At 72.2% G+C, this 25,442-nt stretch carries 22 protein-coding genes; 10 read left to right on the forward strand and 12 right to left on the reverse strand.

The window, feature by feature from the left end; genetic code table 11:
* The first annotated feature begins 51 nt into the window (after window positions 1-51).
* The 3 genes from ACZ3YO_RS22645 to ACZ3YO_RS22655 all read left to right on the forward strand — a co-directional run bounded on the left by ACZ3YO_RS22645 (window position 52) and on the right by ACZ3YO_RS22655 (window position 2,314).
* Window positions 52-726: a hypothetical protein gene (locus ACZ3YO_RS22645; protein WP_465572072.1), complete on the forward strand. Its 675-nt coding sequence runs from the start codon at window positions 52-54 to the stop codon at window positions 724-726.
* A gap of 113 nt (window positions 727-839) precedes the next feature.
* A complete protein-coding gene (locus ACZ3YO_RS22650) occupies window positions 840-1,703 on the forward strand; it encodes a DsbA family protein (protein ID WP_465572074.1) in 864 nt (287 codons plus the stop codon).
* Window positions 1,700-2,314 carry a vitamin K epoxide reductase family protein gene (locus ACZ3YO_RS22655; protein ID WP_465572075.1) on the forward strand — a complete coding sequence of 205 codons (615 nt, stop codon included), beginning with the start codon at window positions 1,700-1,702 and terminating at the stop codon, window positions 2,312-2,314. Before ACZ3YO_RS22650 ends, ACZ3YO_RS22655 begins: the two co-directional genes overlap by 4 nt.
* A gap of 306 nt (window positions 2,315-2,620) precedes the next feature.
* Here ACZ3YO_RS22655 and ACZ3YO_RS22660 read toward each other — a convergent pair whose 3' ends face one another.
* Entirely contained in the window at window positions 2,621-3,637 is a 1,017-nt protein-coding gene (locus ACZ3YO_RS22660) for an adenosine deaminase (protein WP_465572078.1), read from the reverse strand.
* 435 nt (window positions 3,638-4,072) lie between these two features.
* Window positions 4,073-4,423: an ArsR/SmtB family transcription factor gene (locus tag ACZ3YO_RS22665; protein ID WP_465572081.1), complete on the reverse strand. Its 351-nt coding sequence runs from the start codon at window positions 4,421-4,423 to the stop codon at window positions 4,073-4,075.
* A gap of 104 nt (window positions 4,424-4,527) precedes the next feature.
* Here ACZ3YO_RS22665 and ACZ3YO_RS22670 point away from each other — a divergent pair, with 104 nt between their 5' ends.
* Entirely contained in the window at window positions 4,528-4,758 is a 231-nt protein-coding gene (locus tag ACZ3YO_RS22670) for a DUF6269 family protein (protein WP_465572084.1), read from the forward strand.
* 97 nt (window positions 4,759-4,855) lie between these two features.
* Window positions 4,856-5,041 carry a hypothetical protein gene (locus ACZ3YO_RS22675; RefSeq protein ID WP_465572086.1) on the forward strand — a complete coding sequence of 62 codons (186 nt, stop codon included), beginning with the start codon at window positions 4,856-4,858 and terminating at the stop codon, window positions 5,039-5,041.
* 50 nt (window positions 5,042-5,091) lie between these two features.
* Here the strand turns inward: ACZ3YO_RS22675 and ACZ3YO_RS22680 are convergent, their stop codons facing one another.
* Entirely contained in the window at window positions 5,092-5,907 is an 816-nt protein-coding gene (locus ACZ3YO_RS22680) for a LuxR family transcriptional regulator (RefSeq protein WP_465572089.1), read from the reverse strand.
* Between the two features lie 79 nt (window positions 5,908-5,986).
* A complete protein-coding gene (locus ACZ3YO_RS22685) occupies window positions 5,987-6,598 on the reverse strand; it encodes a LuxR C-terminal-related transcriptional regulator (protein ID WP_465572091.1) in 612 nt (203 codons plus the stop codon).
* Window positions 6,599-7,419: 821 nt separating this feature from the next.
* On the opposite strand from ACZ3YO_RS22685, the gene ACZ3YO_RS22690 reads away from it, so the two are divergent.
* From ACZ3YO_RS22690 to ACZ3YO_RS22700, 3 genes are read left to right on the forward strand one after another with little or no spacing between them, the layout of a single operon-like run.
* Window positions 7,420-10,179 carry an alpha/beta fold hydrolase gene (locus ACZ3YO_RS22690; RefSeq protein ID WP_465572094.1) on the forward strand — a complete coding sequence of 920 codons (2,760 nt, stop codon included), beginning with the start codon at window positions 7,420-7,422 and terminating at the stop codon, window positions 10,177-10,179.
* Window positions 10,176-11,129 carry an NAD-dependent epimerase/dehydratase family protein gene (locus tag ACZ3YO_RS22695; protein WP_465572097.1) on the forward strand — a complete coding sequence of 318 codons (954 nt, stop codon included), beginning with the start codon at window positions 10,176-10,178 and terminating at the stop codon, window positions 11,127-11,129. The genes ACZ3YO_RS22690 and ACZ3YO_RS22695 overlap by 4 nt, the downstream gene beginning before the upstream one ends.
* A gap of 11 nt (window positions 11,130-11,140) precedes the next feature.
* Complete coding sequence (locus tag ACZ3YO_RS22700) at window positions 11,141-11,545, forward strand: nuclear transport factor 2 family protein (protein WP_396320969.1); 405 nt, start codon at window positions 11,141-11,143, stop codon at window positions 11,543-11,545.
* A gap of 60 nt (window positions 11,546-11,605) precedes the next feature.
* Here the strand turns inward: ACZ3YO_RS22700 and ACZ3YO_RS22705 are convergent, their stop codons facing one another.
* Window positions 11,606-13,195 carry a tryptophan halogenase family protein gene (locus tag ACZ3YO_RS22705; RefSeq protein WP_465572102.1) on the reverse strand — a complete coding sequence of 530 codons (1,590 nt, stop codon included), beginning with the start codon at window positions 13,193-13,195 and terminating at the stop codon, window positions 11,606-11,608.
* Between the two features lie 153 nt (window positions 13,196-13,348).
* Between ACZ3YO_RS22705 and ACZ3YO_RS22710 the strand changes: the two genes are divergently transcribed.
* Complete coding sequence (locus tag ACZ3YO_RS22710) at window positions 13,349-13,504, forward strand: hypothetical protein (RefSeq protein ID WP_465572105.1); 156 nt, start codon at window positions 13,349-13,351, stop codon at window positions 13,502-13,504.
* Between the two features lie 54 nt (window positions 13,505-13,558).
* Here ACZ3YO_RS22710 and ACZ3YO_RS22715 read toward each other — a convergent pair whose 3' ends face one another.
* Entirely contained in the window at window positions 13,559-15,499 is a 1,941-nt protein-coding gene (locus ACZ3YO_RS22715) for an AfsR/SARP family transcriptional regulator (RefSeq protein WP_465572108.1), read from the reverse strand.
* Between the two features lie 216 nt (window positions 15,500-15,715).
* Window positions 15,716-19,111, reverse strand: a complete 3,396-nt coding sequence (locus ACZ3YO_RS22720) for an AfsR/SARP family transcriptional regulator (protein WP_465572112.1) — start codon at window positions 19,109-19,111, stop codon at window positions 15,716-15,718.
* Window positions 19,112-19,423: 312 nt separating this feature from the next.
* On the opposite strand from ACZ3YO_RS22720, the gene ACZ3YO_RS22725 reads away from it, so the two are divergent.
* Window positions 19,424-21,574: an MMPL family transporter gene (locus ACZ3YO_RS22725; RefSeq protein WP_465572114.1), complete on the forward strand. Its 2,151-nt coding sequence runs from the start codon at window positions 19,424-19,426 to the stop codon at window positions 21,572-21,574.
* Between the two features lie 87 nt (window positions 21,575-21,661).
* Here ACZ3YO_RS22725 and ACZ3YO_RS22730 read toward each other — a convergent pair whose 3' ends face one another.
* The 5 genes from ACZ3YO_RS22730 to ACZ3YO_RS22750 all read right to left on the reverse strand — a co-directional run bounded on the left by ACZ3YO_RS22730 (window position 21,662) and on the right by ACZ3YO_RS22750 (window position 25,414).
* Window positions 21,662-22,702 (reverse strand): polyprenyl synthetase family protein, encoded by a 1,041-nt coding sequence (locus ACZ3YO_RS22730; protein ID WP_465572116.1) that lies wholly within the window; start codon window positions 22,700-22,702, stop codon window positions 21,662-21,664.
* Window positions 22,703-22,898: 196 nt separating this feature from the next.
* The gene (locus tag ACZ3YO_RS22735; protein ID WP_238861746.1) at window positions 22,899-23,111 is read right to left on the reverse strand and encodes an MbtH family protein; all 213 of its coding nucleotides are present in this window, start codon (window positions 23,109-23,111) and stop codon (window positions 22,899-22,901) included.
* A 73-nt stretch (window positions 23,112-23,184) separates the two neighbouring features.
* The gene (locus ACZ3YO_RS22740) at window positions 23,185-23,826 is read right to left on the reverse strand and encodes a DsbA family protein (RefSeq protein WP_465572119.1); all 642 of its coding nucleotides are present in this window, start codon (window positions 23,824-23,826) and stop codon (window positions 23,185-23,187) included.
* A 110-nt stretch (window positions 23,827-23,936) separates the two neighbouring features.
* Window positions 23,937-24,671 carry an IclR family transcriptional regulator gene (locus tag ACZ3YO_RS22745; protein WP_465572121.1) on the reverse strand — a complete coding sequence of 245 codons (735 nt, stop codon included), beginning with the start codon at window positions 24,669-24,671 and terminating at the stop codon, window positions 23,937-23,939.
* Window positions 24,668-25,414, reverse strand: a complete 747-nt coding sequence (locus tag ACZ3YO_RS22750; protein ID WP_465572124.1) for a thioesterase II family protein — start codon at window positions 25,412-25,414, stop codon at window positions 24,668-24,670. The genes ACZ3YO_RS22745 and ACZ3YO_RS22750 overlap by 4 nt, the downstream gene beginning before the upstream one ends.
* Window positions 25,415-25,442 lie beyond the last annotated feature (28 nt).

Below are 25,442 nucleotides of genomic sequence, written 5' to 3' on the forward strand. Positions count from 1 at the left end.
GGACCTTCGGCCCGGTCGTCCCCCATTCGACCTGTGGCAGACTCGGATGCCATGCAGATGCACACCGGCCGGACGGGCCCGGGCTTCAGGACGCTCCGCGCGGCGGTCTTCGCCGCGCTGGTCGTGCTGCTCGCCGGGCTCGGCCAGGTGCTGGTGACCGGCCGCCCGCTGCCGCTCGGCACGCTGGCCGTGGCCGGCGGCGCCGTCTTCGTGGCGGCCTTCGCCCTCGCCGGCTCCGAACGCGGCTACCCGGCGATCGCCGCGGTGTTCCTGCCGCTGGAGCTGGGCCTGAGCGCCCTGTTCGACCTCGCCCAGACCACCTGCCCCTCGCTGCCGCCCGGCTCCGCCCGCGGCTTCGAGCCGCTGCTCTGCGGCGGCGGCTCGCTCGGCGGGTTCCTGCTGGGCCACGGCGTCCCGCAGTCCGCCGGCGTGCTGCTGCTCCTCGCCCTGCACACCACGATCGCGCTGGCCGCCGCCTTCTGGCTGCGTCGTGCCGACGCCGCGCTGACCGGCCTCGCGCGGTCGCTGCGGGTCCTCGGGGACTTCGCGCAGCGGTTCCCGGCCGCGGCCGGCCGCCTGCTGCTGCTTCTCGCCGCGCCCGTCCCGGCCCGCCCGGTGGCCCGGATGCCCTTCCCGCGTGCCAGCCGGGTCCGCGTCCCGGCCGAGTCCGTGCTGCTCCGCCCCGCCGTCCGCCGCGGGCCGCCCGTGGCCGCCCCGGCCTGCTGAGAGACCCTTCCCCTTCCGCGTCTCCGCCGGTCGCCCCGCCGCGCGCCCGTACGCGCGCCTGCCCTGCTCCCCGCACGGAGCACCGGACCGAAGCACAGGACGAAAACCCCGCCATGAGCAAGAAGCCCCAGACCCCCGCCTCCGCCTCCGCCTCCGCCGAGAAGAAGACCGGCGGGACGAACACCGGCGGCAAGCAGAGCAGGAGCGCCGCCCGGCGCGCCGCCACCGAGCGCATGCGGGAGGAGCGCGAGCGCGCCGAGCGGTCCGCGAAGATCCGCCGCCGGACGGTCGTCGGCGCCGCCACCGCCGCCGTGCTCGCCCTCGCGGCCGGCGTGGCCTTCGCCGTCGGCGGCTCCTCCGGCCCGGGCGACACCGCCGCCCACGGCCCGCTGGTCACCCCCGCCAACGCGAGCGGCGCCGACGGCACCGTGATCACCTACGGCAAGGCCGACGCCCCGCACACCCTGGAGATCTACGAGGACTTCCGCTGCCCGTACTGCGAGCAGGTGGAGACCACCGACGGCAAGACCATCCAGCAGCTCGCCGACGCCGGCACCTACAAGATCGAGTACCACCTGGCGACCTTCCTGGACCAGGGCCTCGGCGGCAAGGGCTCGCGCACCGCGCTGGCCGCCGCGGGCGCGGCGCTCAACGAGGGCGTCGACAAGTTCAAGCAGTTCCACGACGTGCTGTACGCCAACCAGCCGGACGAGCGCAACGACGGCTTCGCCGACGTCAACCGCCTGCTCGACCTGGCCGGGCAGGTCCCCGGACTGAAGACGGACTCCTTCGTCAAGGCCGTCCAGGACGGCACCTACGCGCCGTGGGCGGACCAGGTCGGCAAGGCCTTCGACAAGAGCGGCGTCAGCGGCACCCCGACCGTGAAGCTGGACGGACAGAAGCTGGAGGTGTTCGCGGGCGGCGCGCCCGTCGCGCCCGACAGGTTCACCGCCATGGTCGAGCAGGTGACCGGATGACCTCCGCCGCCCCCGCGCGCACCTACGGCGCGAGCCGGCCGTTCGCCCTCCTGCTGCTGATCGGCGGCGCGGTCGGGCTGTTCGCCTCCGTCGTCCTCACGCTGGACAAGATCCGGCTGCTCAAGGACCCGTCGTACGTCCCCAACTGCAACATCAACCCGATCATCAGCTGCGGCTCGATCATGCGCAGCGACCAGGCCGAGGCCTTCGGCTTCCCCAACTCGCTGATCGGCCTGGTCGGCTTCGGCGTCGTCATGGCGATCGGCGCCGGGCTGCTGGCCGGGGCGTCGTACCGGCGCTGGTTCTGGCTCGGCCTCCAGGCCGGGACGGTGTTCGGGATCGGCTTCGTGACCTGGCTGATGTACCAGGCGCTGTACGAGATCGGCGCGCTCTGCCCGTACTGCATGGTGGTCTGGGCGGCGATGGTCCCGCTGTTCTGGTACACCACGCTGCAGAACCTGCGCTCCGGCGTGATCCCGGTGGGGCCGCGGCTGAGCCCGGCCGTCCGGGAGGCCGTCCGCTACCACTGGGTGGTGCCGGCGCTCTGGTACGCGGTGATCGCGCTGCTGATCCTCAACCGGTTCTGGTACTACTGGAGCACGCTGGTCTGAGTTCCGCGCCGCCCCGGGCCACGCCGGCCCGGGGCGGCGACGACCCCGGCGAGGCTCCCGTGCGCAACGTGATCCTCTTCATGTCGGTCTCTCTCGACGGCTTCGTCGAGGGACCGGACCGCGACATCTCCTGGCACCGGGTCGACGACGAGCTGCACGGCCACGTCAACCGCGAGCCGGCCCGGATGGGCGGTTTCCCCAGCGGCTGGACGAGTCCGCATCTACGTCCACCCCGTCCGCCTACGGCCGGGAGGACGCCCGGCGGGAAGGCGCCGGCCGGGAAGGCGCCGGCCTTGAGGACACCGGTCAGGCGTCGACGGGCTCCAAGGCGTCGATGGGCTCGAACGCGTAGGCCGCCACCTCGGCGAGGAGGGCGGCGCGGCGGGGCTCGTCCAGGAAGGAGGCGCGGAAGGAGTTGGCGGCGAGCAGGCGCAGCTTCTCGCGGTCGAGCTTCAGGGCCTCCTCGACGGCGCGGAAGTTGTCGTCCGCGTAGCCGCCGAAGTAGGCGGGGTCGTCGGAGTTGACGGTGACCAGGAGGCCGGCGGCGAGCATGGCCGGGAGGGGGTGGTCGGCCAGGGTGTCGACGCAGCGGAGGCGGACGTTGGAGAGCGGGCAGAGGGTGAGCGGGATCTGCTCGCGGACGAGGCGGTCGACCAGGTCCGGGTCCTCCAGGCAGCGCAGGCCGTGGTCGATCCGCTCGACCCCGAGGACGTCGAGGGCCTCGGTGATGTAGGCGGCGGGGCCCTCCTCGCCGGCGTGGGCGACGCGGTGCAGGCCGGCCTCGGCCGCCAGGCGGTAGACCTCACGGAACTTGGCGGGCGGGTGGCCGACCTCCGCCGAGTCGAGGCCGATGCCGGTGATCCGGCCGAAGTACGGGCGGGCCGCCTCGAAGGTCTCCAGCGCGGACTCGGCGGACTCGTCCCGCAGGAAGCACATGATCAGGCGGGTGCTGACGCCGTACCGCTCCTCACTCCGGTCCAGCGCGCGGCCGAGGCCCTCCACCACGACGCCGAGGGGCACGCCGCGGGCGGTGTGCGCCTGCGGGTCGAAGAAGATCTCGGCATGCCGCACGCCCTGCGCGGCGGCCCGGGCCAGGTAGGCGTCGGCGAGGTCGGCGAAGTCCTGCTCGGTGCGCAGCACGGCCATCAGCGCGTAGTAGAGGTCCAGGAAGGACTGCAGGTCGGTGAAGGAGTACGCGCGGCGCAGCTCCTCGGTGTCGGCGTACGGGAGGGTGACGCCGCCCCGCGCGGCGAGGGCGAAGGCGAGTTCGGGCTCCAGCGTGCCTTCGATGTGCAGGTGGAGTTCGGCCTTGGGAAGCGGCATGGGTGATCGGTCCGAGCTGTGGGAGGGAAAGGGAAGGCGAGGTGACGGCAGGACGGCAGAGTAGTCATCGTACGATCCGATCGACGAGCGCCGGTCCCGAGGGCAGGTCCCGGCTCTCACCGGCCCAGAGCAGCCGGAAGTCGCGCTGGGCGAGCAGGCCTCATCGGGAGCGGGCCGGTGCACCGGCTGATGCACCGGCCGAGGCCAGGACGGGCCCGGAGGCGGCGGCCGTCACGGCCGGGCCGGGACGCTGTGGGCGAAGGCGAACACCGACTTCCGCGGCCGCCCGTCATCGGGCACCGGCCGGCCGGCCCACCTCTCCAACACCTCGACTCCAACACCTCGACCAGCTCGCCCGCCAGCTCCCGCGCCTCCTCGGGGGTGAGCCGCAGCCAGGTCTCGGTGGCGACGGCGCAGCCCTCGCGCCACGCGGGGTCATACTCCTGTCGCGCGGTGAGCCAGGACCGCCTGGCGCTCCAGCTGGAGCGAGCCGGCGGCGTCGGCGACGACCTCGGCAACGGGGTCGCCCTCGAAGTCGGCCCGCGTCCAGCGCAGGCTGGCGGAGGTCAGGCGCCACCACCGCTCGCGGCGGTCCCGGGCCAGCTCGGGCGCCTGCTCGACCAGGGCGGCCCCGGCCAGCACCTTGAGGTGGTGGCTGACGTTGCCGACCGCCTGGCCGGTGCGCTCGGCCAGCAGGCCGACGGTGGCGGCGCCGTCCACCTTGAGCACGTCGAGCAGGCGGCGGACGGGGTGGGCACGCCCGCCCGGAATGCCACACAGAGGCATGGACCGCCGGAAATATAGGTTGATTAAAGGTGCGCCATACCATGGCCGCCCAAGCTCGGCGTACGGGGAATAGGACACAGCCGACTCCACACTCAGGAGGAGAAATGCACGACGACCGGGTCGACGGAGTTCGAGTCCCCCACCCGCTGACGGTCCTGGACCGGATCGAGCAGGACAACGCCTGCGAGCAGGAGTCGCGGTTCCAGGAGGGCGACACACCCTGGACCGAGGTGCTGGCCGCGTACATCGACGTGCTGACCGAACTGATCGTCTCGCACCAGGACGAGCAGGCGGAAGCCCGGCCGAAGGTGCGGGGCGACGACGAAGGCCTGTGAAAGCGATTCGAAAGGGCCCCGGAATCGGTCGTCCGTAGCGTTCTCGGCGTGAGGTCGCAGGCACCGAGCGCCTGCCCCAGGAGTCCGAGGAGAACCCGTGAACCGCAGCGCCTCAGCCGCCCGGACCCGCGCCCGCCAGCTGGTCGCCCGTACGGCGATGCTCCTCGCGGTCACCGGAGCGGTCACGGTCGCCCTGCCGTCCCAGGGCACCGACCAGGCCGGGTCCGCGCAGGTGTCCTCCACCGTGGTGGCGGTGGCCATGTACGACGACCCCTGGGTGTGACCGGCGCCGCCGGGCCGTGGGGCCGTACGGCCCCACGGCTGGGGCCCCGCTCAGCCGGTGCGGGGCTGGTCCGGGCCAGAGCGGGCCGGGGCGGGGCGGCCATCCGGACCGGCCGGGGGCAGCAGGCCCAGCTCGGCCGCGCGGACCCCGGCCTGGAAGCGGGAGGACGCGCCCAGCAGCGTCATGATCTCCGCGACGTAGCGCCGGTAGGTGCGCACCGAGACGGTCAGGTCGCGGGCGGCGACCTCGTCGGTGACGCCGGCCCGCAGGGCGCCGAGGATCTGGCGGGCGAAGGCCGCCCGTGTCCGGTCGCCGAAGACGATCCGCTCGTTGGCGGGCACGGCGGTGCGCCAGACGTTCTCGAACAGGATGCGGAGCGTGTGGATCACCTCGGGCACCCGGATCACCGAGGAGTGACGGGCGGCCACCGACCCGGTGACGACCAGCGCGGCCGTCTGGTCGACGATGATCGCCTGGAGTGGGGGGACCCTCGCGACCCTGATCGCGACGGGGTGCTCCCGGCCGAGCTGCTCGCGGACGAAGTCCTCGTCGAGCAGCTCGGGGGCGGTGAGCAGGCGCACTCCGACGGTGGGGTCCGCGTTGTAGAGCAGCTCCCGCTCGGCGCGGTCCTCCCGCTCCTCGCCCTGGAGGCGGCGGGCGTGCATGATCTCGATGCTCGTCCGGGCCCCCGTGATCATCTCCTCGGCCGTGTCGAGGATGGCGTCGTACCGCCCGCCTACCGTGGTGATGAGCCGGTCGTCCGAGTACCGGTCGCGGTGCATCACGACGGTGGACTCGATCAGTGCGCTCACCCCGAGCAGTGCCTCCTCTAGCTCGTCAGCGGCCCGGTTCGACACGTCGCCCATGTCCCCTCAACAGTTCTGATCGATTCGCCCGCTGCGCGGGCACACTCCTGGCCGGTGCAGGGGCATCCGCCCGGACTGGTCAGCCGTTCGCGGAGAGAAGCCCCAGCTCGACCGCTCGAACGCCCGCCTGGAAGCGGGACGCGGCTCCGAGTTCGCGCATGATGTCGGCCACGTGACGGCGGTAGGTGCGGAGCGAGACGTTCAGCTCCTGCGCGGCCGCCTCGTCGGTGTGGCCCTCGCGGAGCATCTCCAGGATGCGCCGGGTCGGCTCCTTGCAGAGCCTCGGGCTCAGGCCGAGGTGGTCGAGCAGCGGACGGGCACGGGACCACGCGCCGGCGACGAGCAGGTCGAGGGCGCGGACCACGGCCGGATCCTTCACCAGGACGGCATGGCCGGCGCAGTCCTGCGCAGCCGATCGGACCAGTGCGCCGCGGCCGTCGACGAGCAGCGCCTCGCGCAACTCGGCCTCGGAGATCCGCACTTCGACCCGGAGCCCCTTCAGCCGCCGGGCCAGGGCGAGGGCGGCGTCGGTCGCGGCGCCGGAGCAGAGCACCCGCACCACGACTGCGCCCTCGGCCGCCGGGTCCGCACCCGAGCGGACGAAGTCGGACGCCCCGCGGACCGCCAGCCGGGTCAGCGCCTGGGTCGTCAGGGTGGCGAACTCACTCGTGGCGGTGAGTGTCACGCTCACCGACCGACGGGCCCCACCGACCAGCCCGTCAAGGGCCCCGCCCATCGCGTCGGTGTCGGTCCGCGTCACGAGAGGGTGACCGCCGACCCTCTGCCGGTGCAACGAGACGGTCGACTCGATCAGAGCGCGGGCCTGTAAAAGGGCCTGCTCCACGTGTTCCGCGTGTGCCCGCGGGTCGCCCGCCTCCGACGCGCCCACACCTGATGCATGTACCACTGCCATCGCCCCCGTTGATCCACCCCGTGTTGCTCCCCTACACGCGATCGCAGCCATCGATTTTCGTCAAGCGGTTTTCGGACACACCGCTGGACGGACCGAGTCGACTGTTCAGGGATAAACCAGATTCGCGTGTACGGGCCAAAGATCGCCGCAACACTAGTTTGCGTCGTTCGCTCAGTCAACGAGAGGCCCACCTCGACGGCGGGAGCGCTGATACCAGAGCTTTACCCGCAGCATCGGCGGAACGGATACTTCGTCAGCAAGCTGCCGACTCCTTGCCGAAGAGATGGTCGCTCGCTCCGCTTTCGGCACCGGCGGCAATCCGCCCCTCACGTGCCGTGAGTGCGCGGCGCCGCTTCAGGCCAGCACCCGCCACCCCGACCGGGGGCCGACCTACGGTTCCCCCCGTGACCGCAACCGCCACAACCGCCCCATGGCGACCGGGTTACCGCTGGCCAGTACCGGCCCACCCGGATTGAATCTGTCCCATCTTCCCCTCATACCTTCCCCGAATGGTCCACCGCTATGCCGGAATCCACCGGAAAAGCGGTCTTCTCCCGATCCACGCCCGTCCGCCGACAGCCAAGGCACTGGAGAAAACCATGGAATTCCCCCCAAAGACCGTCGCCGACCTGCTACTTCGCGCCGCAACCGACCACCCCGGCACCGGGATCCGCTACTGCTCCGGTGCGGCCGGCACCGGCTACCGCGACCAGAGCCACTCCGAACTGCTGCAGGAGGCACGCCTCGTGCTCGCCGGACTGCGCGCCCGCGGAGTCCGGCCGCAGGACAAGGTCGTGCTCCTGCTGGAGCACCAGCCCGACTTCCTCGCCGCGTTCTGGGCCGCGGTACTCGGTGGCTTCGTCCCCTGCCCGATGGCGCCGCTGCGCGGCGACCAGGACCGCTGGAACACCCAACTCACCCATGTCAACGGACTGCTGGACCACCCTCTGGTAATCACCAGCGAGACGATCGCGGCCGAACTGCCCGCGGTGGAAGGCCTTGCCGTCGCCACCCTCGCGTCGCTGTCCGAGGCCGCGCCGGAGCCCGCCGAGGAGCTTTACCGGGCAGCACCGGAGGACCTGGCCGTGCTCATCCTGACCTCCGGCTCGACCGGCAACTCCAAGGCGGTCAGGCTCAGCCACGCCAACCTGCTGGCGTCCATGGCCGGAAAGAACGGCTGCCACCGCCTCACCGCCGCCGACACCAGCCTCAACTGGGTCTCGTTCGACCATGTCGCCGCCCTGCTGGAGTGCCATCTGCTGCCGCTCTCGGCCGGCTGCCGCCAGGTCCACGTGCCGGCGCAGGTCGTCCTCGGGGAGCCCCTGGAGTTCCTGCGGCTCGCCTCCGAGCACCGGGTGACCACGACCTTCACCCCCAACTTCCTTCTGGGACTGCTGAACTCCGCCGTTGACCGGGCGCCGGAGGAGGAGCTGGAGCAGCTTGACCTGACCGGACTGCGGCACATCGTCAGCGGCGGCGAGGCCGTGGTCTGCGCCACCGGCCGGACCTTCCTGGACCGGTTCGCGCCGTACGGGCTCGCCCCCACCGCGCTCTGGCCCGCGTTCGGCATGACCGAGACCTGCGCCGGCAGCATCTACTCGCTCGCGTTCCCCCAGGCCGACGAGGGCGAGGAGTTCGCCAACCTCGGTACCCCGGTCGCCGGGCTGCGGATGCGGGTCGTCGGCCACGAGGACCGCGCACTGCCCGAGGGCGAGGTGGGCGAACTCCAGCTGAACGGCCCGATGATCACCGGCGGCTACCACAACAACGAGCAGGCGACCCGGGAGGCCTTCACCGCCGACGGCTGGTTCCGCAGCGGCGACCTCGGCCGGATCGACGGCGGGCGACTCACCCTCGTCGGCCGCAGCAAGGACAGCGTCATCGTCAACGGCGTCAACTACTTCAGCCACGAGATCGAGGCCGTGCTGGAGCGGCTGGACGGTGTCGCCCGTTCCTACGTCGCGGCGTTCCCCACCCGCCCGGCCGGCAGCGACACCGAGCAGCTGGTGATCGCCTTCTGCCCGGAGGTGCCGTGGGAGGACGAGGCCGGCCTCTACCGGGTCCTGGCCGCGGTTCGCAGCAGCGTGGTGCTGCAGTGGGGCTTCCGGCCCGCCCTGATCCTGCCGCTGCCCGCCGAGACCTTTCCCAAGACCAGCCTCGGAAAGATCCAGCGCTCGCTGATGCGCAACCGGCTGGAGACCGGCCGGTACGAACAAGATGTGCACGAAGTAAGGGAATTGACGCTTCATCGGCTTGGCGGTCACGCCGCACCGGAAGGCGAGACCGAGCAGGTCCTCGCCGGGATCTACGGCGAGCTCTTCGACACCGACCCGGCTCTGATCAGCGCCACCGCCAGCTTCTTCGACCTCGGCGGCACCTCGCTGGACATCCTGCGGCTGCGCAGCCTGGTGGCACAGCGCCTGGGCGTGCCCGGTCTGCAGATCATCACCGTCCTGACCTCACCCACCGTCCGGTCGCTCGCCGCCCGGCTCACCGGGCCGCGGGGGCCCGGTGAGCCCGACTTCGACCCGATCGTGCCGATGCAGCTGAGCGGCGACAAGACACCGCTGTTCTGCGTCCACCCCGGTGTCGGCGAGGTGCTGGTCTTCGTCAACCTCGCCCAGTACTTCGTGGGTGACCGGCCGTTCTACGCCCTGCGCGCCCGGGGCTTCAACGACGGCGAGAAGCCGTTCCGGACTTTCGAGGAGATGGTCGACACCTATGTGGCCGCGATCCGGGCCAGGCAGCCGCACGGCCCGTACGCCGTCGCCGGCTACTCCTACGGCGGCGCGGTGGCCTTCGAGATCGCCAAGGTGCTGGAGGAGCAGGGCGAGCGGGTCGACTTCGTCGGCAGCTTCAACCTGCCGCCGCACATCAGGTACCGGATGGACGAGCTGGACTTCGCCGAGACCGCCGTCAACCTGGCGTTCTTCATGGCGCTGATCGACAGGAAGCAGTCCCTGGAGCTGCCCGGCCAGCTGCGCGGGCTGCCCCGGGAGGAGCAGCTGGCCCGCCTGCTCGCCGTCGCCCCGGCCGAGCGGGTCGCCGAACTCGACCTGGACGCCGACCGGTTCGGCGCCTGGGCGGAGATCGCCGACCGGCTCACCGACCTGGGCCGCGATTACCGGCCCGCCGGCAGGGTCCGCGAGATGACGGTCTTCTACGCGGTGCCGCTGCGGGGCACCAAGGAGGACTGGCTGGAGAACGAGCTGCGCCGCTGGGACGACTTCACCGACGGTCCCAACCGGTACGTGGACGTTCCCGGTGAGCACTACACGCTGATGGGGCCGCAGCACGTGGCGGCCTTCCAGGCGATTCTGCGCAAGGAGCTGGACCGGGCGATGGGAGAGGGCAAGTGAGGGGCAAGAAGATCCTGGTGACCGGCGGTACCGGTCAGGTCGCCCGGCCGGTCGCGGAGGCGCTCGCCGCGGAGAACGACGTCTGGTGCATCGGCCGCTTCGGCACTCCGGGGGTGGCGGACGAGCTCCGGGCGCGGGGCGTGACGACCTGGCGGTGGGACATGGAGGACGACTCCGAGCACGCGTTGAAGGGCCTGCCGGAGGACTTCACCCACGTCATCCACTCCGCGGTCAGGCGCGGCGAGGACGGCGACTTCAACCGGACGATCGACGTCAACGTCACGGCCACCGGCCGGCTGATGGCACACTGCCGCACCGCCGAGTCCTTCCTGTTCGTGTCGACCGGCGCGCTGTACGCACGGCAGACGCTCGACCACGCCTACACCGAGGACGATCCGGTGGACGGCGTCGCGGACTGGCTTCCGGCCTACCCGGTCGGCAAGATCGCGACCGAGGGGGCCGTCCGGGCCATGGCCCGGGTGCTCGGCCTGCCGACCACCATCGCCCGGCTCAACATCGCCTACGGCCCCGGGGGTTACGGCGGCGTGCCGATGCTGTACTTCCAGCGGATGCTCGCCGGACAGCCCATCCCGGTGCCGTTGGAGGGGCAGAACTGGTGCTCCCCCCTCTACACCAGCGACCTCGTCTCGCAGGTGCCCCGACTGTGGGACGCCGCCTCGGTGCCCGCGACCCTGACCAACTGGGGTGGCGACGAGGCGGTCGGAATCACCGACTGCGTCCGCTATCTCGAAGAGCTGACCGGGGTGCCCGCGAAGCTGGTTCCGAGCGAAGTCACCCGGGAGACCTACCAGTTCGACCCCACACTGCGCCGCCGGCTGACCGGCCCCTGCGAGGTCCACTGGCGCGAGGGAATCCGCCGCACCCTCGCGGCCCTCCACCCCGATCACCTCAGGCCCGAGTACGCCGGGTCCGAGCACGCCGAGCACTGAGGAGCCCGCACATGCCCCGAGAGAACGACAACCTCGCCGTCGTCCACGCCGCCTACCGCGCCTTCCACGACCGGGACGTGACCGCGCTGCTGGCGACCATGGACCCTGGCATCGAATGGGTCCACCCCGAGGGCCTCGCCGAGTACGGACTGGGCGGCACCAAGATCGGTCACCAGGGCGTGCTGGACTTCCTGGCCAGGGTCCCGGCCGTCCTGGGCGGGATGCGACTCGAACCCCAGGAGTTCGTCCATTCCGGCGACCGCGTGGTGGTGTTCGGCGTCCGCGCCGTCACCTCACTGAGCGGCCACACCGAGACCCTGCCGTTCATCCACTCCTGGAGCTTCCGCGACGGTCGTGCCGTCCGGATGGAGGACGTCTTCGACACCGTCACGTTCGCCCGGCTGATCGACAGCTGATCCCTGACGACCGGTCCGGCCGCGAGAGGTACCCCCGCCGGGGGCACCTCTCGCGGCGTCTCACCGCCCGTGCAGCCGGCGCAGACACGCGTAGGCGTCGGGCAGGGTGTCCAGCAGGTTCCGCTGCTGGCGCCGGACGCGGTCGAAGACCGGTCCGGCGCCACGCACCGATTCGGGCCGATGGGCGAGGGCCGGTGGCGGACCGTCGGTCTCCAGCCCGAGGCCGGACAGGACGCAGTAGTAGTCGGAGTCGCTCCACGGGCTGATCGGCTCCTCCCGGCTGCGCCGGTAGTAGCGGGCCTCCTCCGCCAGCACCGATCCGGTGGTCAGCCCGGCCCGGTAGAGCTCGATCCTGGTCCGCACCCCGCCCGAGAGGGACAGCCCCCGGGCAGCGCGCCAGAACGGCGTGTCCGTCCGCGGTGAGCAGGCGTAGCCGATCTGGACGAAGTCCCGCGCCTCGTCGAACGAGCAGGCCACCGCCCGGTTGAAGCGCTCGGTCAGGACCGGGCGGAGCGGCCCGGCGGGGAAGTGGCCCACCAGCAGCTGGAGCGTACGGACCACCAACTGCAACCCACCCGCCGGGCCGGGCTCCAGCACGCCCGCCGCCGGGCCGACGGCCACGCAGTTGCGCACCCACGCCCGACGCACCCGCCCGGGGTGCTGCTCCAGGTGGTGGACCTCGGTCTGCTCCGGATCCAGGCCCCAGAGCCGACAGAGGCCCCGGGCCGCATCATCGCGGGTGGCGAACTCGCGCGCGTAGACGTAGTCGGCGCCCGCGCGGCCCAGCACCGGGTGGAGCCCGGCCCGCCCGGCCGGCATCGCGAGCAGCGTGCTGTGCGGCTCGATGCCCCGGCGGCGGGCGTCCGGCTGCGGGACGTTCACCGACACCGCCGCATCACACGGCAGTTGCCCGCGCAGATCGAGGAAAGGCTCGGCCAGGACCTCGCCGATCAGACGGCGGCCGGGGGTGCAGTCCAGGAACAGCTGGCCGCTCAGGCGCTCGCCGGCGGTGGTGCGCAGCGCCACCAGGTCGTGGTGCCCGTCCCGTTCGACCGCGGCCAGGGCGCCCCGTGCCCGCCTCACCCCGGGCCGGGCGGTGGCGTGGCGGCGCAGGAAGCCGGTGAGCACCTGGCGGTCGACGTGCCAGCCGTAGCGGGTCGCGGGCCGGCCGTCGAACCAGCACGGGGAGCGGCGGGCGTCCAGCAGTGGGGGCTCGCGGAAGCAGGCGTAGTCGAAGGGCTCCGTGGTCTCCCCCCGGTGCCGGCGGTGCTGCCAGTAGTGCGAGAGCGGCAGCCGGTCGTGCTCGGGGAGCAGCCCGAAGGGGTGGTAGAAGGCGTCGGGCCGGGCTCCGGGCAGCTCCCGGGGGCGTGCCTCGGCGGGCCCCGCGGTCCGCCAGTTCACGTACCGGTCGGCCGTGCGGAAGGTCGCCGCACAGGCCCGCACCCAGTCGGTGTCGGCGATCCCGAGGACGTCCAGGAACCCCGAGAAGGACGGGAGCACGCTCTCCACGCCGTGTCCGGAGGCGTTCTCCGGCTCCTCGAGAACCGTCACGGATACCGTGCCCTGGAGCTCCCGGGCCAGATAGGCCGCGCTCATCCAGGCCGCCGGGCCACTGCCGAGAACGATCACGTCCCTGATCCTGGTGTCCACGTCGGAACGTTGCCCGGGAGGTCCATAGGACCTCTATAGGGAAACTGTCGGAATCCGACAGCGGCCCGCAGAGGACTGATAGGGGCACCATAGCCACCGGCTGGATCCTTGTCTCGCGATCAGGAAATCCGCGAGATGGGACCGGAGGCCACCATGGAGATGACGACCGCTGACACCGCCGTGACCGAACAGGCGGTCCCGGATTACATCGACATCGAACTTCTTCTCAGCGACCCGGACCTGCTGGCGACGGCCGCGCCGATGCCGACCCGCAGTCTGGATGTCGGCCACGCCGGTGGCTGCGGCTGACCGGCCCCGGCCGACGGCCCTGCCAGGCAGGGCAAAGCAGGGCAGCAGGATGACTCAAGCGACGAGCGCGGCCGCCGGCTGCTCCCGGGCGACCAGACGGACCAGCGACGTGATGCGGTAGCGAAGTTCGGCCGGGTCGGCGGTCAGCAGCCCGGCCTCGGTCAGCAGTTCCAGCACGTCCTCCGCCTCGCGCTCGGACGAGCGGAGCAGCGCGGCGGCGTCCTCGGGGGTGACACTGCCGGCCCCGGCCCGGGCAAGGGCCCGCAGGGCGGTACGGGCGGCCGGGTGGACTCGCGACAGGTCCGCGGCCAGGCTGGCCCGGACGTCCAGCTCTCCGAGGCGCAGTTCGTCCAGCCGGTGCTCGACCGGGGTGAGGCGATCGGCCAGCCTGGCCGTCGTCCAGTGCGGTCGGGCGGCCAGCCGGCCGGCACAGATCCGCAGGGCGAGCGGCAGCCGGTCGCAGAGTTCGACGATCCGGGCGGTAGCCGCCGGATCCGCGCTCACCCGGTCCCGGCCGGCCGTAGCGAGCAGTTGGTAGGCCTCCGGAAAGTCCAGCGGGCCTACCCGGAAGCGTTGCGCCCCTTCGATCGTGCCGAGCGCGGAGCGGCTGGTGACGACGGTGCGGCCGCACTCGTCGGAGGTGAGCAGCGGACGGACCGACCGCTCGTCCTCTGCGTTGTCCAGGACCACCAGGACCTTCCGTCCGGCCAGCCGGCTCCGGTAGAGGCGGACCAGTTCGTCCGGGCTGTCGGGCAACTCGCGTGCGTCGGCCCCGAGGGCGCGCAGGAAGGCGCGAAGCACCTCGGCCGGGTCACAGGGGAGGCCGTCGGGGCCGCGCAGGTCCGTGTAGAGGACACCGTCGGGGAACGCCGGCCGGGCGAGGTGGCAGGCCTGGACGGCGAGCGCGGACTTCCCGCACCCGGCGCCGCCGGTCAGCACGATCGGTCCGACCGGACCCGCAGGGTCGGCCAGAAAGTCCTGCGACGCCCCGCCCAGGATGGCCTGCAGCGCCGCCAGGTGGCGCTGCCGCCCGGCGAAGTCGGCGACGACGGGCGGCAGCATCGCCGGCACGAGCCCGCTCCACGCGCTGGTGGGTCGCGCGGACGACCGCTCATCACCGACCGGGGTCGGAACCGGGACCAGGACCGGGTTCGGGACCGAGGGCGCAGCCGTCGGCCGGTCGGCGGCGGCCGGGCCGGGAACGGTGCCGGAGAGGACCTGTCGGTGCAGCTCGCGCAAGGTCGGGCCCGGGTCGACGCCCAGCTCCTCGGCGAGCAGTCGTCGCCCCTGGTCGTACACCTCCAGGGCGTCGCTCTGTCGGTCGCAGCGGTAGAGGGCGGTCATCAGCTGCCCGCGCAGGCGCTCCCGGGTCGGACGCTCGGCGACCAGCCCGCGCAGTTCGGGGACGGCCGCCCGGTGACCGCCCAGGGCGAGGTCCGCCTCGATGCGGTTCTCCAGGGCCGCGAGCCGGCTCTCCTCCAGCGCCGGCAGCTCCTTCTCGGCCAGCTGCGGGGTGACCCCGGTGAGCGGAGTGCCGCGCCAGTGCGCCAGTGCGGCGGAGAGCAGTTCGGCCGCGCGGGCGTAATCGCCGGCTTCCAGGGCCCGACGGCCGGCGTCGGCGTCCCGACGGAACTCGTGCAGGTCCACCCGGCCCGGACCGATGTCCAGCCGGTAGCCGGGCGCGCGGCGGACCAGGTCGACGCGCGGGCCGAGCCTGTTGCGCAGCCGCGACGCGTAGGTGTGCAGTTGGGCGTTCCAGGTGGCTGGCGGCTCCCACCCCCAGAGCAGGGCACTCAGCCGCTCGTCGGGGAGCAACTGGCCGTCTGACAGCAACAGGGCGGCCAGGACGGAGCGCTGCTTGGTGCCGTCCAGCCTGATCTCCCGACCGTCGGGGGCCATCGCCTCCACCGGCCCGAGGAGACGGAACTCCAGGGCGGGTGCGGCCTGCCGGGTGCTCGGCTGCTCGCCGGCCCCCGGGGTATCGACGTGAGACATGACACATCCGTTCCGCGCGGCTGACACTGTGATCGCCCGACTGTACGAAGCCGTCCTTTCCCGGCCCTGTCAATGGAGTTTCCGGCCCGGGCCGCGCGATGTGAAAGGACTTCGACAGAGGCTCGGAATCCCCGCTCGCTACAGTCGGCGGTGGGCGGGGCCTGCGAGCGGGAGGAGAACCCATGACCACCGGATACAACGACGATCCCTGGACCATCACCCCTGTCGGCCGCGCTGCCGGCTAGGCGCGACCTCCAGCAGCTGCCAGAGTCGTTCGGACGCGAGTGCGCCGGTGCCTCGCACCACCCGGTCGAGCCCGGTCACCCGCTTCAGCCACACCGGTGCGCCAAGCTCCTCGAACTGTCGTGCCGCGGCGGCGAGAAGCCCTGCCGCCGCCACCCGGTCCCCCGTCAGGCCCGTCACGCACGCGAGCAGGGTGCGGACCCTGGCCGCCAGGAAGCGGTCCGTCACCCGGTCCGCGGCGGCCAGTGCCCCCCGCAGGATGTCGGCCGCCTCCGCCGGTCGGGCCTGCCGCCACAGTGCCTCGCCAAGGCAGCGCAGCGAGTGGGCCTCGCCGTGCAAGTCGCCTGCGGCGCGCACCAGTTCCAGCGCCCGTCGGCTCGCCCCCTCGGCCCGTTCGCCCTCCCCCTGGCTGACCAGAACCTCGGCCAGCCGGACGGTACTCTGTGCCTCGCCCCGGGCGGACCCCAGCCGGAGGTTGACCGCGATGGCCTGTTCGGCGAGTTCCAGACCGTTGCCCGGCTCGCCGTACTCCAGCTCGATCCGGGCCAGGATACCGAGCACATGAGCCTCGGCGTAGAGGTCGCCGACCTCCCGGAAGCCGGCCAGGGACCGGTAGCCCTCCTCCCGGGCGGCGGCCAGGGAGCCCCGGTTGCGCTCGTACAGGGCGAGATTGCGCTGGACGAGCGCCACGCCGCGCCGCTCGCCCTGCTCCGCGAAGAGCCGCCGGGCCGGTTCGAGCCGGGCGCCCGCTTCCGTCCAGCGGAACTGGACGATCTCCAGAGTGCTGAGCGAGTGCAGCATCGCCGCCTCGCCGAGGGCGTCGTCGGCGTGCCGGACGGCGGCCAGCGCGCGCTCCGCGCACTGGCGCCAGTCCTCGGGGTGGTTGCGGTTCTGGAAGAGCGTAACGCCGGTCATCGTCAGGTCCCAGGCGAGCGCGGACTCACCGCACTCGGCCGCCTGGTCGATGCTGCCGACGATCGAGGCCCGCTCACGTTCGAACCAGGCCATCGGATCCGCCGTCAGGGCGCCGACCAGCTCGTCCGGCAGCCGGTGCCTCGGCCCGGGCCCGTGCACGACGGTGAAGTCGCCGCCGTAGATGCGCCGATGCGCCTCCTCGGCGAGGAACAGCAGCGCGCCGAACACCCGGCGCTGCGCGTCCGCCCGGGCCTGCGGGGTCTCCTCCGCCTGTGCGCACTCGGCGGCGAAGAGCCGGAGCAGGTCCTGGAAGCGGTAGCGGACCTGGCCGCTGCCCCGGTCGGCGACCACTTCCAGCAGTTGGGCGTCGACCAGTTGCTCGATCAGGTCCTCGGCGTCCGGTGGGTCGACGTCCAGCAGCGCGGCGCCCACCCAGGCCGGGAAGTCGGGGAGGTTCAGCAGGCCGAGCAGCCGGTACATCCGGGCCACGTCGGCGGACAGGCCGCGGTAACTCAGTCGGAAGCCGGCCCGCACCCCGCGCGAGCCCTCGCTGAGTTCGTCCAGTCGGCGGTGCTGGTCCTTCAGCCGGTCCACCAGCTGTCGCACCGTCCAGTGCGGCTTGCCGGCCAACCGGGCCGCCGCGATGCGCAGGGCGAGCGGCAGGCCGTCGCAGAGCGCGCCGAGTTCGCGCACGCTCTCCGGATCCGCCGACAGCCGCTCGCCGCCCACCACCTTGGTGAGCAGCTCGGCCGCCTCGCCCTGGTCGAGCGCGCCGAGCGGCAGGTGCAGGAAGTCGTGGTCACCGGCCAGGCTCTCGACCGGATGGCGACTGGTGACCAGGACGCAGTGCCGGCCGCTGCCCGGCAGCAGCCAGCGGATCTGTGCGTAGGAGCGGGCGTTGTCGAGGACCACCAGGACGCGTCGGCCGCCGAGTTCGCTGCGGAACCGGTCGGCCCGCTCGACCGGATCGGCGGGGATCTCCTCCGCGGGTACGCCGAGGGCGCGCAGGAAGCGGTCCAGGACGGCGTTCGGGGTGAGCGGCTCCTCGGAGTCGTCGTAGCCCCGCAGATCGGCGAAGAGCTGGCCGTCGGGGAAGTGCGCGGCCACCCGATGGGCCCAGTGCCGGGCCAGCGCGGTCTTCCCGACTCCACCGATTCCGGTGATCAGGCCGACCGGGAGCACCGAGCTGTTGCTGCGCTCGTCCAGCATCCGGTCCAGTGCGGCGAGTTCGTCGCTCCGACCGGTGAAGGCGGCCACGTCGGCCGGGAGTTGGGCGGGAATCGCCGCCGCCGCGGCGACCGCGGCGACCGGACCGGACGCCGGCTGCTCGATCGTCACCGCGGCGGGCGGCGCGGTCAGCCATGACTCGTCGGCGAGTACCGCATCGTGCAACTTCCGTAGCATCGGGCCGGGTTCGATCCCGAGATCGTCGACGAACAGCCGACGGGCCTCCCGATAGGTCTCCAGCGCCTCCGCCCGCCGCCCGGAGCGGTACTGGGCGAGCATCAGCTGCGCCCGGGCCTGTTCGCGGAGCCCGTTCTCCTTGATGAAGGAGCTGAGTTCGCCCACCAGTTCGCGGTGGTGCCCCAGGTCGAGCCGGAGCCCGGTGTACTCTTCGTAGACGCCCAGCCGCAGCTCGCCGAGCCGGGCCGCCTCAGCCGCAACGCGTTCGCCGACCACACCCTCCAGGGCGGCGCCGCGCCACAGGCCGAGCGCCTCGTCCAGCAGTTCGACGGCCTCGACGGTGCGCCGCTGCCGCACCGCCTCCCGGGCCTGGCCCACCAGTTCCTCGAACTCGACCGCGTCGACCCGGTGTTCACCGGTCGCGAGCAGGTAGCCGGGGTGGACGGTGGTGATCAGGTCGTCCTGGCCGACCGCGGCCTTGAAGGTCTTGCGCAGGCCGGACACGCAGATGGCGATCTGGTTCACGAAGGTGTTCGGCGGCCGGCCCTGCCAGACCGCGTCGGCGAGGGTGTCCACCGAGACGACCCGATTGGCGGAGAGCAGCAGCATCGACAGGATGGTGCGCTGCCGCGCTCCGGAGAGCGGTACCGGCCGGCCGTCCACCTGGACGTCCAGGGGGCCGAGGATCCGGAACACCACCTGGTGCATCAGCCGCCTCCCCTCGGCCGAGGCCGCACGTTTTCGATCTTGCCAGTTCGCGCTGTTCGTACCAGTCGGGCCGCTTTCACACCAAGCGGCCTCGCAGGAAGCTGTCACGCCCGGCCCGGCCCGGCCGCCGACGGACCGCCAGCGGCAGACCTCCTCGACCAAGGAGTGCTCGTCGTCGTAGACGAAGTGCGAGCCGCCCGGCACGCCGGCGCGCAGCGGGATGACGCCGGAGGCGCGGGTGTTGCACCGGAAGACGCCGCCGTAGCCGGCCAGCGCGGTCACGCCCTCCTGGGTGCGGGCGCCGACTTGCAGGCCCTGCAGCTCCTCGCCCCGATCACGCACGGTGGACGCGGTACCCGGCACCGGCCATCCTCCCTGAACGCTCGACAGTGAATCGACGGTAGGCGGGGCCCGGCCCGTGCCGCCACGGTCCACCCCCCGGCCGTCCGCAAGCTGAACCGCCCACGACGGACAAGCGGGACGATCCGGGCCGAGTGGCCACAAGCTGCCACGGCACGGGTGCCAATAAGGCCACGGTGCAATGCTGCAGCGTCACCCTCTGCGATCGCGAACTTGATCGCGCACCATCCATCGGTTCGGATCGCCCGCCCGGCATCACCTCTGATGCCGGGGCTTCGAACGTCAAGGAGTGTCATGTTCACACAGATCGGGCGGTTCGTCGTCCGTCGGCCATGGCTGGTCGTCGCAGCCTGGCTCGTCGCGGCGATCGCGCTGAGCGCGCTCGCGCCCAAGCTCACGTCGACCACCGACCAGGCCGAGTTCCTCCCCTCGCACTACGAGTCGGTCCAGGTGACGGAGGTGCAGAAGCGCGCCTTCCCCGGGCCCGACCAGCCCGCCGCGATCGGCGTCTTCCAGCGCACCGACGGGGCCGCGCTCACCGACACCGACAAGGCCGACCTGGCGAAGATCGCCGCCGGCCTGGAGGCCAAGCACTACGCCCACCTCAACAAGGTGCAGACCGACCCGAACGCGGTCTCCCCCGACGGGAAGATCGGTCTGGCGAACATCTACGCCGACACCAAGGAGGTCTACGACGACCCCGTCACCAGCGACGTCAAGCAATTGCGCACGGACGCCAAGGAGCTCCTGAACGGCACCAGCCTCAAGCTCGGCATCACCGGCCAGTCCGCCTCCGCGCTGGACTCCAAGGACTCCGGCAGCAACACCGACGGCATGATCATGATGGCGACCCTGCTGCTGATCGTCATCCTGCTCGGCGTCATCTTCCGCAGCCCGCTGATCGCGCTGCTCCCGGTGCTCGTGATCCTGATGGTCTACCTGACCGCGACCGGGCTGATCTCCACCGTCAGCTCCGTCTTCGGCCTGACCGCCGACTCCTCGGTCTCGACCATGCTGATCGTGGTGCTGTTCGGCGTCGGCACCGACTACCTGCTCTTCCTGCTCTTCCGGTACCGCGAGTTCCTGCGGGCCGGCATGGAGCCGCGCCCCGCGATGGCCGAGGCCGTCGCCCGCGTCGGCGAGACCATCGCCTCCGCCGCCGGCGCCGTGGTGGTTGCCTTCCTCGCGCTGACACTGTCCACCATGGGCATGCTTCGCGCCATGGGCCCGGCGCTCGCCATCGCGGTCGCGGTCAGCATGGTCGCCGGCGTCACGCTGGTCCCGGCCGTCTTCGCGCTGCTCGGCCGGGCCGCCTTCTGGCCCTCCAAGGCCTGGAAGCGCGAGCCGAAGAACGCCCTGGCCCAGAAGGTGGGCGGGCTGACGGCCCGCCGCCCCGGGCTGGTCGCGGCCGTCTCCGGCGGTCTCCTGGTGATCCTCTCGATCGGCCTCTTCGGCTTCAAGGCCGACTTCGACACCGGCGGCTCGCTGCCGAAGACCCTGGAGTCGGTCCAGGCGATGGACACCCTGCAGAGCGGCTTCTCCGCCGGCCAGGCCGATCCGACCCTGGTGTTCCTGGAGAACACCTCCGGGGGCAAGCTGCCCGCCGACCAGCTGTCCGCCTACCGGGACAAGCTCGCCGGCATCGAGGACGTCGCCCAGGTCTCCCCCGCGATGCCGTCCGCCGACGGCACGGTCGCCCGGTACAGCGTCTCGCTGAAGTACAAGCCGTCCGAGGAGAAGGCGATCGACCTGGTCGACGGCCACCTGCGGGACCAGGCGCACGCCGCCGCCCCGGCCGACACCCGCGCCCTGGTCGGCGGCACCAGCGCCGTCCTGGCCGACATCCGCACCGCCGTCGAGCACGACTACACCGTGGTCTTCCCGGTCGCGGGCCTCGCCATCATGCTGATCCTCGGCCTGCTGCTGCGCAGCGTGGTCGCGCCCTGGTTCCTGATGATCTCGGTCGGCCTCGGCTTCGGCGGCACCCTCGGCGCCACGGTCTTCCTCTTCCAGGACCTCAAGGGCGCCAACGGCGTCCTGTTCAGCCTGCCGATCCTGGTCTACCTCTTCGTGGTCGCCATCGGCACCGACTACAACATCCTGATGGTCGCCCGGCTGCGCGAGGAGATCCGCGAGGGCAACGACCCCCGCGAGGCGATCAGGCACGCCGTGGCACGGTCGGCGCCGACCATGAGCGCCGCCGCGATCATCCTCGCCGGCACCTTCGGCGTCCTGATGCTCGCGGACAACTCGATGTTCCAGCAGATGGGTTTCGCGGTGGCGTTCGGCATCCTGCTCACCGCCTTCGTCATGGCGCTGTTCCTCGTTCCCGCCACCACCACGCTGCTCGGCCGCCGGGCCTGGTGGCCGGGACTGAAGGACCAGACGCCGACCCCGGCCGACGAGGAGCCCCTCCTGGTGGGCAGCGGCCGCACCACGGGCTGACCTGCGTCGGCGACGGCGAAGGGGCCGCCGGGTCGGATTCCGACCCGGCGGCCCCTTCGCGTCAACCGGCCTCAGGAGGTGCGGTGTTCACGAGGTGCGATGCTCGACCACTCCCACCAGCGCGGCCAGCGCCTCCCGGGCCGGGAGGTCCGGCAGGTCGGACAGCGCGTCGCGGGCGTCCGTCGCGTAGGAGTGCAGCAGTTCGCGGGCGCGCGCCTCGGCGGTCGAGCTGCGCAGCAGCTCCGCCGCCCGGCGGCGGCCGCCCTCGTCGGTGAGCGGCCCGCCCTCCAGCAGCCGGCGCAGCTCGGCCGCGCGCGGCCCGTCCTCGCTGAGCGCCAGCAGCACCGGCAGGGTGCGCACCCCGACGGCGAGGTCGATCCCGGCATCCTTGCCGGACTCCGCCGGGTCGGCGGCGAAGTCCAGCAGATCGTCGGAGAGTTGGAAGACGATGCCGAGGTGCTCGCCGTACTCGGCGAGCACCCGGACGGCCGGGGCGGGCACGCCCGCCACCGTGCCGCCCACGCGCAGCGCCATGGAGATCAGCGAGGCCGTCTTGTCGGCGATCACCGCGAAGTGGTGGGTCAGCGGGGACTCCCCCGCCGCAGGCCCGGTCAACTCCCGCAGCTGGCCCTGGACCAGGCGTTCGGCGGCGCTGCCCTGCAGCCTGACCGCCTCGCCCCCCAGGTCGGCGGCGATCCGGCCGGCCCTGATCAGCAGCCGGTTGCCGAGCTGCACGGCCGTCCGGTTGCCCCAGCGGGCCGGTGCGCTCGGCACGCCGTGCCGGCTGCGGGCACCGTCCATCACGTCGTCGTGGTGCAGCGAGGCCACGTGTATCAGCTCCACCATCGCGGCGGCGTCCTTGATCCGGTCAGACCCGTCCGCGGCGGCCGCCGCGCCGAACTCGGCCGCGAGCAGCACCAGCAGCGGGCGCAGCCGCTTCCCGCCGGCCTCGATCAGGTACCGCGACCATTCGGCGACCAGCGCGTTCGGCACATCGGCCGCCACCTCGCGCAGTCGGGTCTCGGCGTCGGCAAGTCCGAGGTGCAGCCGGTCGGCGAGCCCCCGGTCGGTCAGGGCCAGCCGGGCCACCAGGGAGTCCGGCAGGGGCTCGGCGGTCAGCGCGGTCATCGTTCCTCCGGGCGAAGCGTCGGCGCGGTCGTTCGAACCCGACCCTAGGTCCGGTACCGGGGATCACCCGGTCCCCCAGGGGCAGGCTGGCAGCAAACTGCCAGCGAACACGCGACAGGCCCCGGTCCGTGTGGGACCGGGGGCCTGGGTGTGGTGCCGCGGCCAATGGGGGGAGCCGCCGTCAGGTGAACGCGGGTCAGGCGCCCATCGCCTCGACGAGGCTCTTCGGGCGCATGTCCGTCCAGTTGGTGTTGATGTACTCGAGGCAGGACTCGCGGCTCTCCTGGCCGTGCACGACGGTCCAGCCGGCCGGGACCTCGGCGAAGGCGGGCCACAGCGAGTGCTGGTTCTCCTCGTTGACGAGGACGTAGTAGGAGGCGCTGTCGTCCTCGAACGGGTTGGTCGCCATGATGGATCGGGCTCCTGTCGGTTGGTTGCGGATCTTGCGGCCGTCGGCGTCGCGTGATGTCGGCCGACGTTGGTCAGCGGGCGGTCGCGGTGGCGGCCGCCATGCGGTGGCGCACGGCGGAGACGAATCCGGGCAGCCGGTCGATGCCCCAGAAGCGCTGGTAGCCGTCGATGAAGTACGGGACCCCGAACACCCCGTCACGATATGGGGAGTTGAGTGCCTCCAGGCCGCGGGCGCGCACCTCCGGGTCCTGCCAGGCGTTGCCCATGACATCAGGGTCGAGGCCGATCCTCGCCCCGATGCCGGCAACGACCTCCGGGGAGGAGATGTCCAGTCCCTCCGCCCACCTGGCCCGGTAGGTCTCGTCGATGAACTGCCGGCCGAGGCCGTGGTCCCTGGCCACCAGGTAGGCCAGGTGCGAGACCTCCCAGTTGGGCGCACGGTCCGTCGGCCAGACCATTCGCAGCTCGCGCTCCCGGGCCAGCCGGCGGACGTCCTGGAGGACGTAGAGGTACTTCTCCCGGGACATCGCGACGTAGGGCAGCTGCACCCCGGTCGCCTCCAGGTGGTCGTGGTGGGCATCGTCCGGCTCCCAGAACGGCAACCAGTCGATCACCTCCGCCACATCGGGATAGCGCGTGGTCAGGTCCCGGTAGGCCATCCAGGAGTATGCGCTGCCGAACGAGAAGTACCAGCGCGGTGGCTTTCTTGCCATCACCGTCTCCAAGGAATTAGCAACGAATCGCCAGTAGGATTTCTATCGATTTCCCGAGGGGCCGGACAAGCCGTCCCGCAGCAAGCTGTCAGGATTTCCCGGCCGACCGGTCAGGTCCGCGCCGCACAGAGCTCGGCGGCCGCGTCGATCAGCAGACCGCCGTACAGGTGGCCCGGGGACCGGGACAGCAACGTGATCGGCCCGTCCAGCACCAACGCGGCCACGACTTCTCCGGTGGCCCCGCGCACGGGCACCGCGGCCGCGGCGAAGCCCAGCTCGCCGGCGCCCAGGCTGTGCGCCCAGCCCTGTCGGCGGACCTTGGTCAGGGTGACCGCGCCGAAGCCGCTCACTCGGACGGCTCGGGTGATCTCGTCCGCGTCCCCCCAGGCCAGCAGCACCTGGGCGCCCGCACCCGCCGTCAGCGGTAGCGCCACGCCCAGCGCCGACCGGACCTGCCGCCCGGTGCGCGGTCCCTCGGCCGTGGCCACGCAGACCCGCAGGTCGCCGTGGCGCCGGTAGAGCCGCGCGCTGGCCCCGGTGCGGCCCCGCAGTTCCGCCAGCACGCGATCGGCGCTCTCCAGCAGCCGGTCCCGGCCCGCCTCCTCGGCCAGCTCCTCGATCCTCGGCCCCAGCACGAACCGCCCCGTGGCGTCGCGCGACACCAGCCGGATGCACTCCAGGGCCAGCGCCAGCCGGTGCACGGTCGCCCGGTGCAGTCCGGTCACCTCGGTCAGGGTCCGCAGCGAAGCCGGCCCCTCGGCCAGCGCACCAAGCAGTAGAGAGGTCTTGTCCAGGACGCCGACGCCGCTGGCGCGCTCTTCCGTCAACGCGGCCACCGCGTTCACGCCAGCCGTCGTGCCAGGTCGCGCAGAAGTGCGTCGCGTTCCCCGGTCAGGTAGAAGTGGTCACCCGGAAAAACCGTCAGGTCGAAGGATTCGGACGCGAGATCCTCCCAGGCCGCCATGTCCGCGGGTGCGACGTCCAGGTCCCGGTCGCCGACGTAGCCGACCATCGGGCAGTGCACGGCGAAGGTACTGGGGAGGTAGGTCCCCATCACCCTGAAGTCGGCCCGGATGCCCGGCATCACCAGCTCGAACAGCTCCGGGTCGGTCAGCAGCGCGGCCTCCGTGCCGCCGAGTCGGCCCACCTCCTCCAGGACGGCCTGGTCACCGCCCAGGTAGGCCGCCTTGGGCTCGAACCGGTGCGGCGCCCGGGCACCGGACACGTAGAGCCCCTCCAAGCGCACACCGTGAACACCCTCCAGCCGGCAGGCGACCTCGTAGGCGAGGCAGGCTCCCATGCTGTGGCCGAAGAGTGACAGCGGCAGGTCCGTGAAGGCCAGCAGGGCCTCGGTGACCGCATCGGCGAGCTCGGCCATGCTCTCCAGGCTCGGTTCGCCGAACCGCTCGTGCCGCCCCGGGTACTTGGCCGCCAAAAGCTCCACGCCGTCGCCGATGCAGCCGCCCCAGCTGTGGAACGCACTCGCGGTGCCGCCCGCGTGCGGCAGACAGACCAGCCGCTTGGTGGCCGTACCGTCCGCCGCCGGGTGGCGGCGGAACCATCGGCTGTCAATCGCGCTGTCGATCATCTGTCCCGTCTCCTCCGCGCATTCCGCC

This window comes from Kitasatospora sp. NPDC022785 (genome assembly GCF_055561295.1).

Coding starts and splice junctions, on each gene's coding strand:
- ACZ3YO_RS22645 (WP_465572072.1), top strand. CDS start 52: ATGCAGATGCACACCGGCCGGACGGGCCCGGGCTTCAGGACGCTCCGC.
- ACZ3YO_RS22650 (WP_465572074.1), top strand. CDS start 840: ATGAGCAAGAAGCCCCAGACCCCCGCCTCCGCCTCCGCCTCCGCCGAG.
- ACZ3YO_RS22655 (WP_465572075.1), top strand. CDS start 1,700: ATGACCTCCGCCGCCCCCGCGCGCACCTACGGCGCGAGCCGGCCGTTC.
- ACZ3YO_RS22660 (WP_465572078.1), bottom strand. CDS start 3,637: ATGCCGCTTCCCAAGGCCGAACTCCACCTGCACATCGAAGGCACGCTG.
- ACZ3YO_RS22665 (WP_465572081.1), bottom strand. CDS start 4,423: ATGCCTCTGTGTGGCATTCCGGGCGGGCGTGCCCACCCCGTCCGCCGC.
- ACZ3YO_RS22670 (WP_465572084.1), top strand. CDS start 4,528: ATGCACGACGACCGGGTCGACGGAGTTCGAGTCCCCCACCCGCTGACG.
- ACZ3YO_RS22680 (WP_465572089.1), bottom strand. CDS start 5,907: ATGGGCGACGTGTCGAACCGGGCCGCTGACGAGCTAGAGGAGGCACTG.
- ACZ3YO_RS22690 (WP_465572094.1), top strand. CDS start 7,420: ATGGAATTCCCCCCAAAGACCGTCGCCGACCTGCTACTTCGCGCCGCA.
- ACZ3YO_RS22700 (WP_396320969.1), top strand. CDS start 11,141: ATGCCCCGAGAGAACGACAACCTCGCCGTCGTCCACGCCGCCTACCGC.
- ACZ3YO_RS22710 (WP_465572105.1), top strand. CDS start 13,349: ATGGAGATGACGACCGCTGACACCGCCGTGACCGAACAGGCGGTCCCG.
- ACZ3YO_RS22715 (WP_465572108.1), bottom strand. CDS start 15,499: ATGTCTCACGTCGATACCCCGGGGGCCGGCGAGCAGCCGAGCACCCGG.
- ACZ3YO_RS22725 (WP_465572114.1), top strand. CDS start 19,424: ATGTTCACACAGATCGGGCGGTTCGTCGTCCGTCGGCCATGGCTGGTC.
- ACZ3YO_RS22730 (WP_465572116.1), bottom strand. CDS start 22,702: ATGACCGCGCTGACCGCCGAGCCCCTGCCGGACTCCCTGGTGGCCCGG.
- ACZ3YO_RS22735 (WP_238861746.1), bottom strand. CDS start 23,111: ATGGCGACCAACCCGTTCGAGGACGACAGCGCCTCCTACTACGTCCTC.
- ACZ3YO_RS22740 (WP_465572119.1), bottom strand. CDS start 23,826: ATGGCAAGAAAGCCACCGCGCTGGTACTTCTCGTTCGGCAGCGCATAC.
- ACZ3YO_RS22750 (WP_465572124.1), bottom strand. CDS start 25,414: ATGATCGACAGCGCGATTGACAGCCGATGGTTCCGCCGCCACCCGGCG.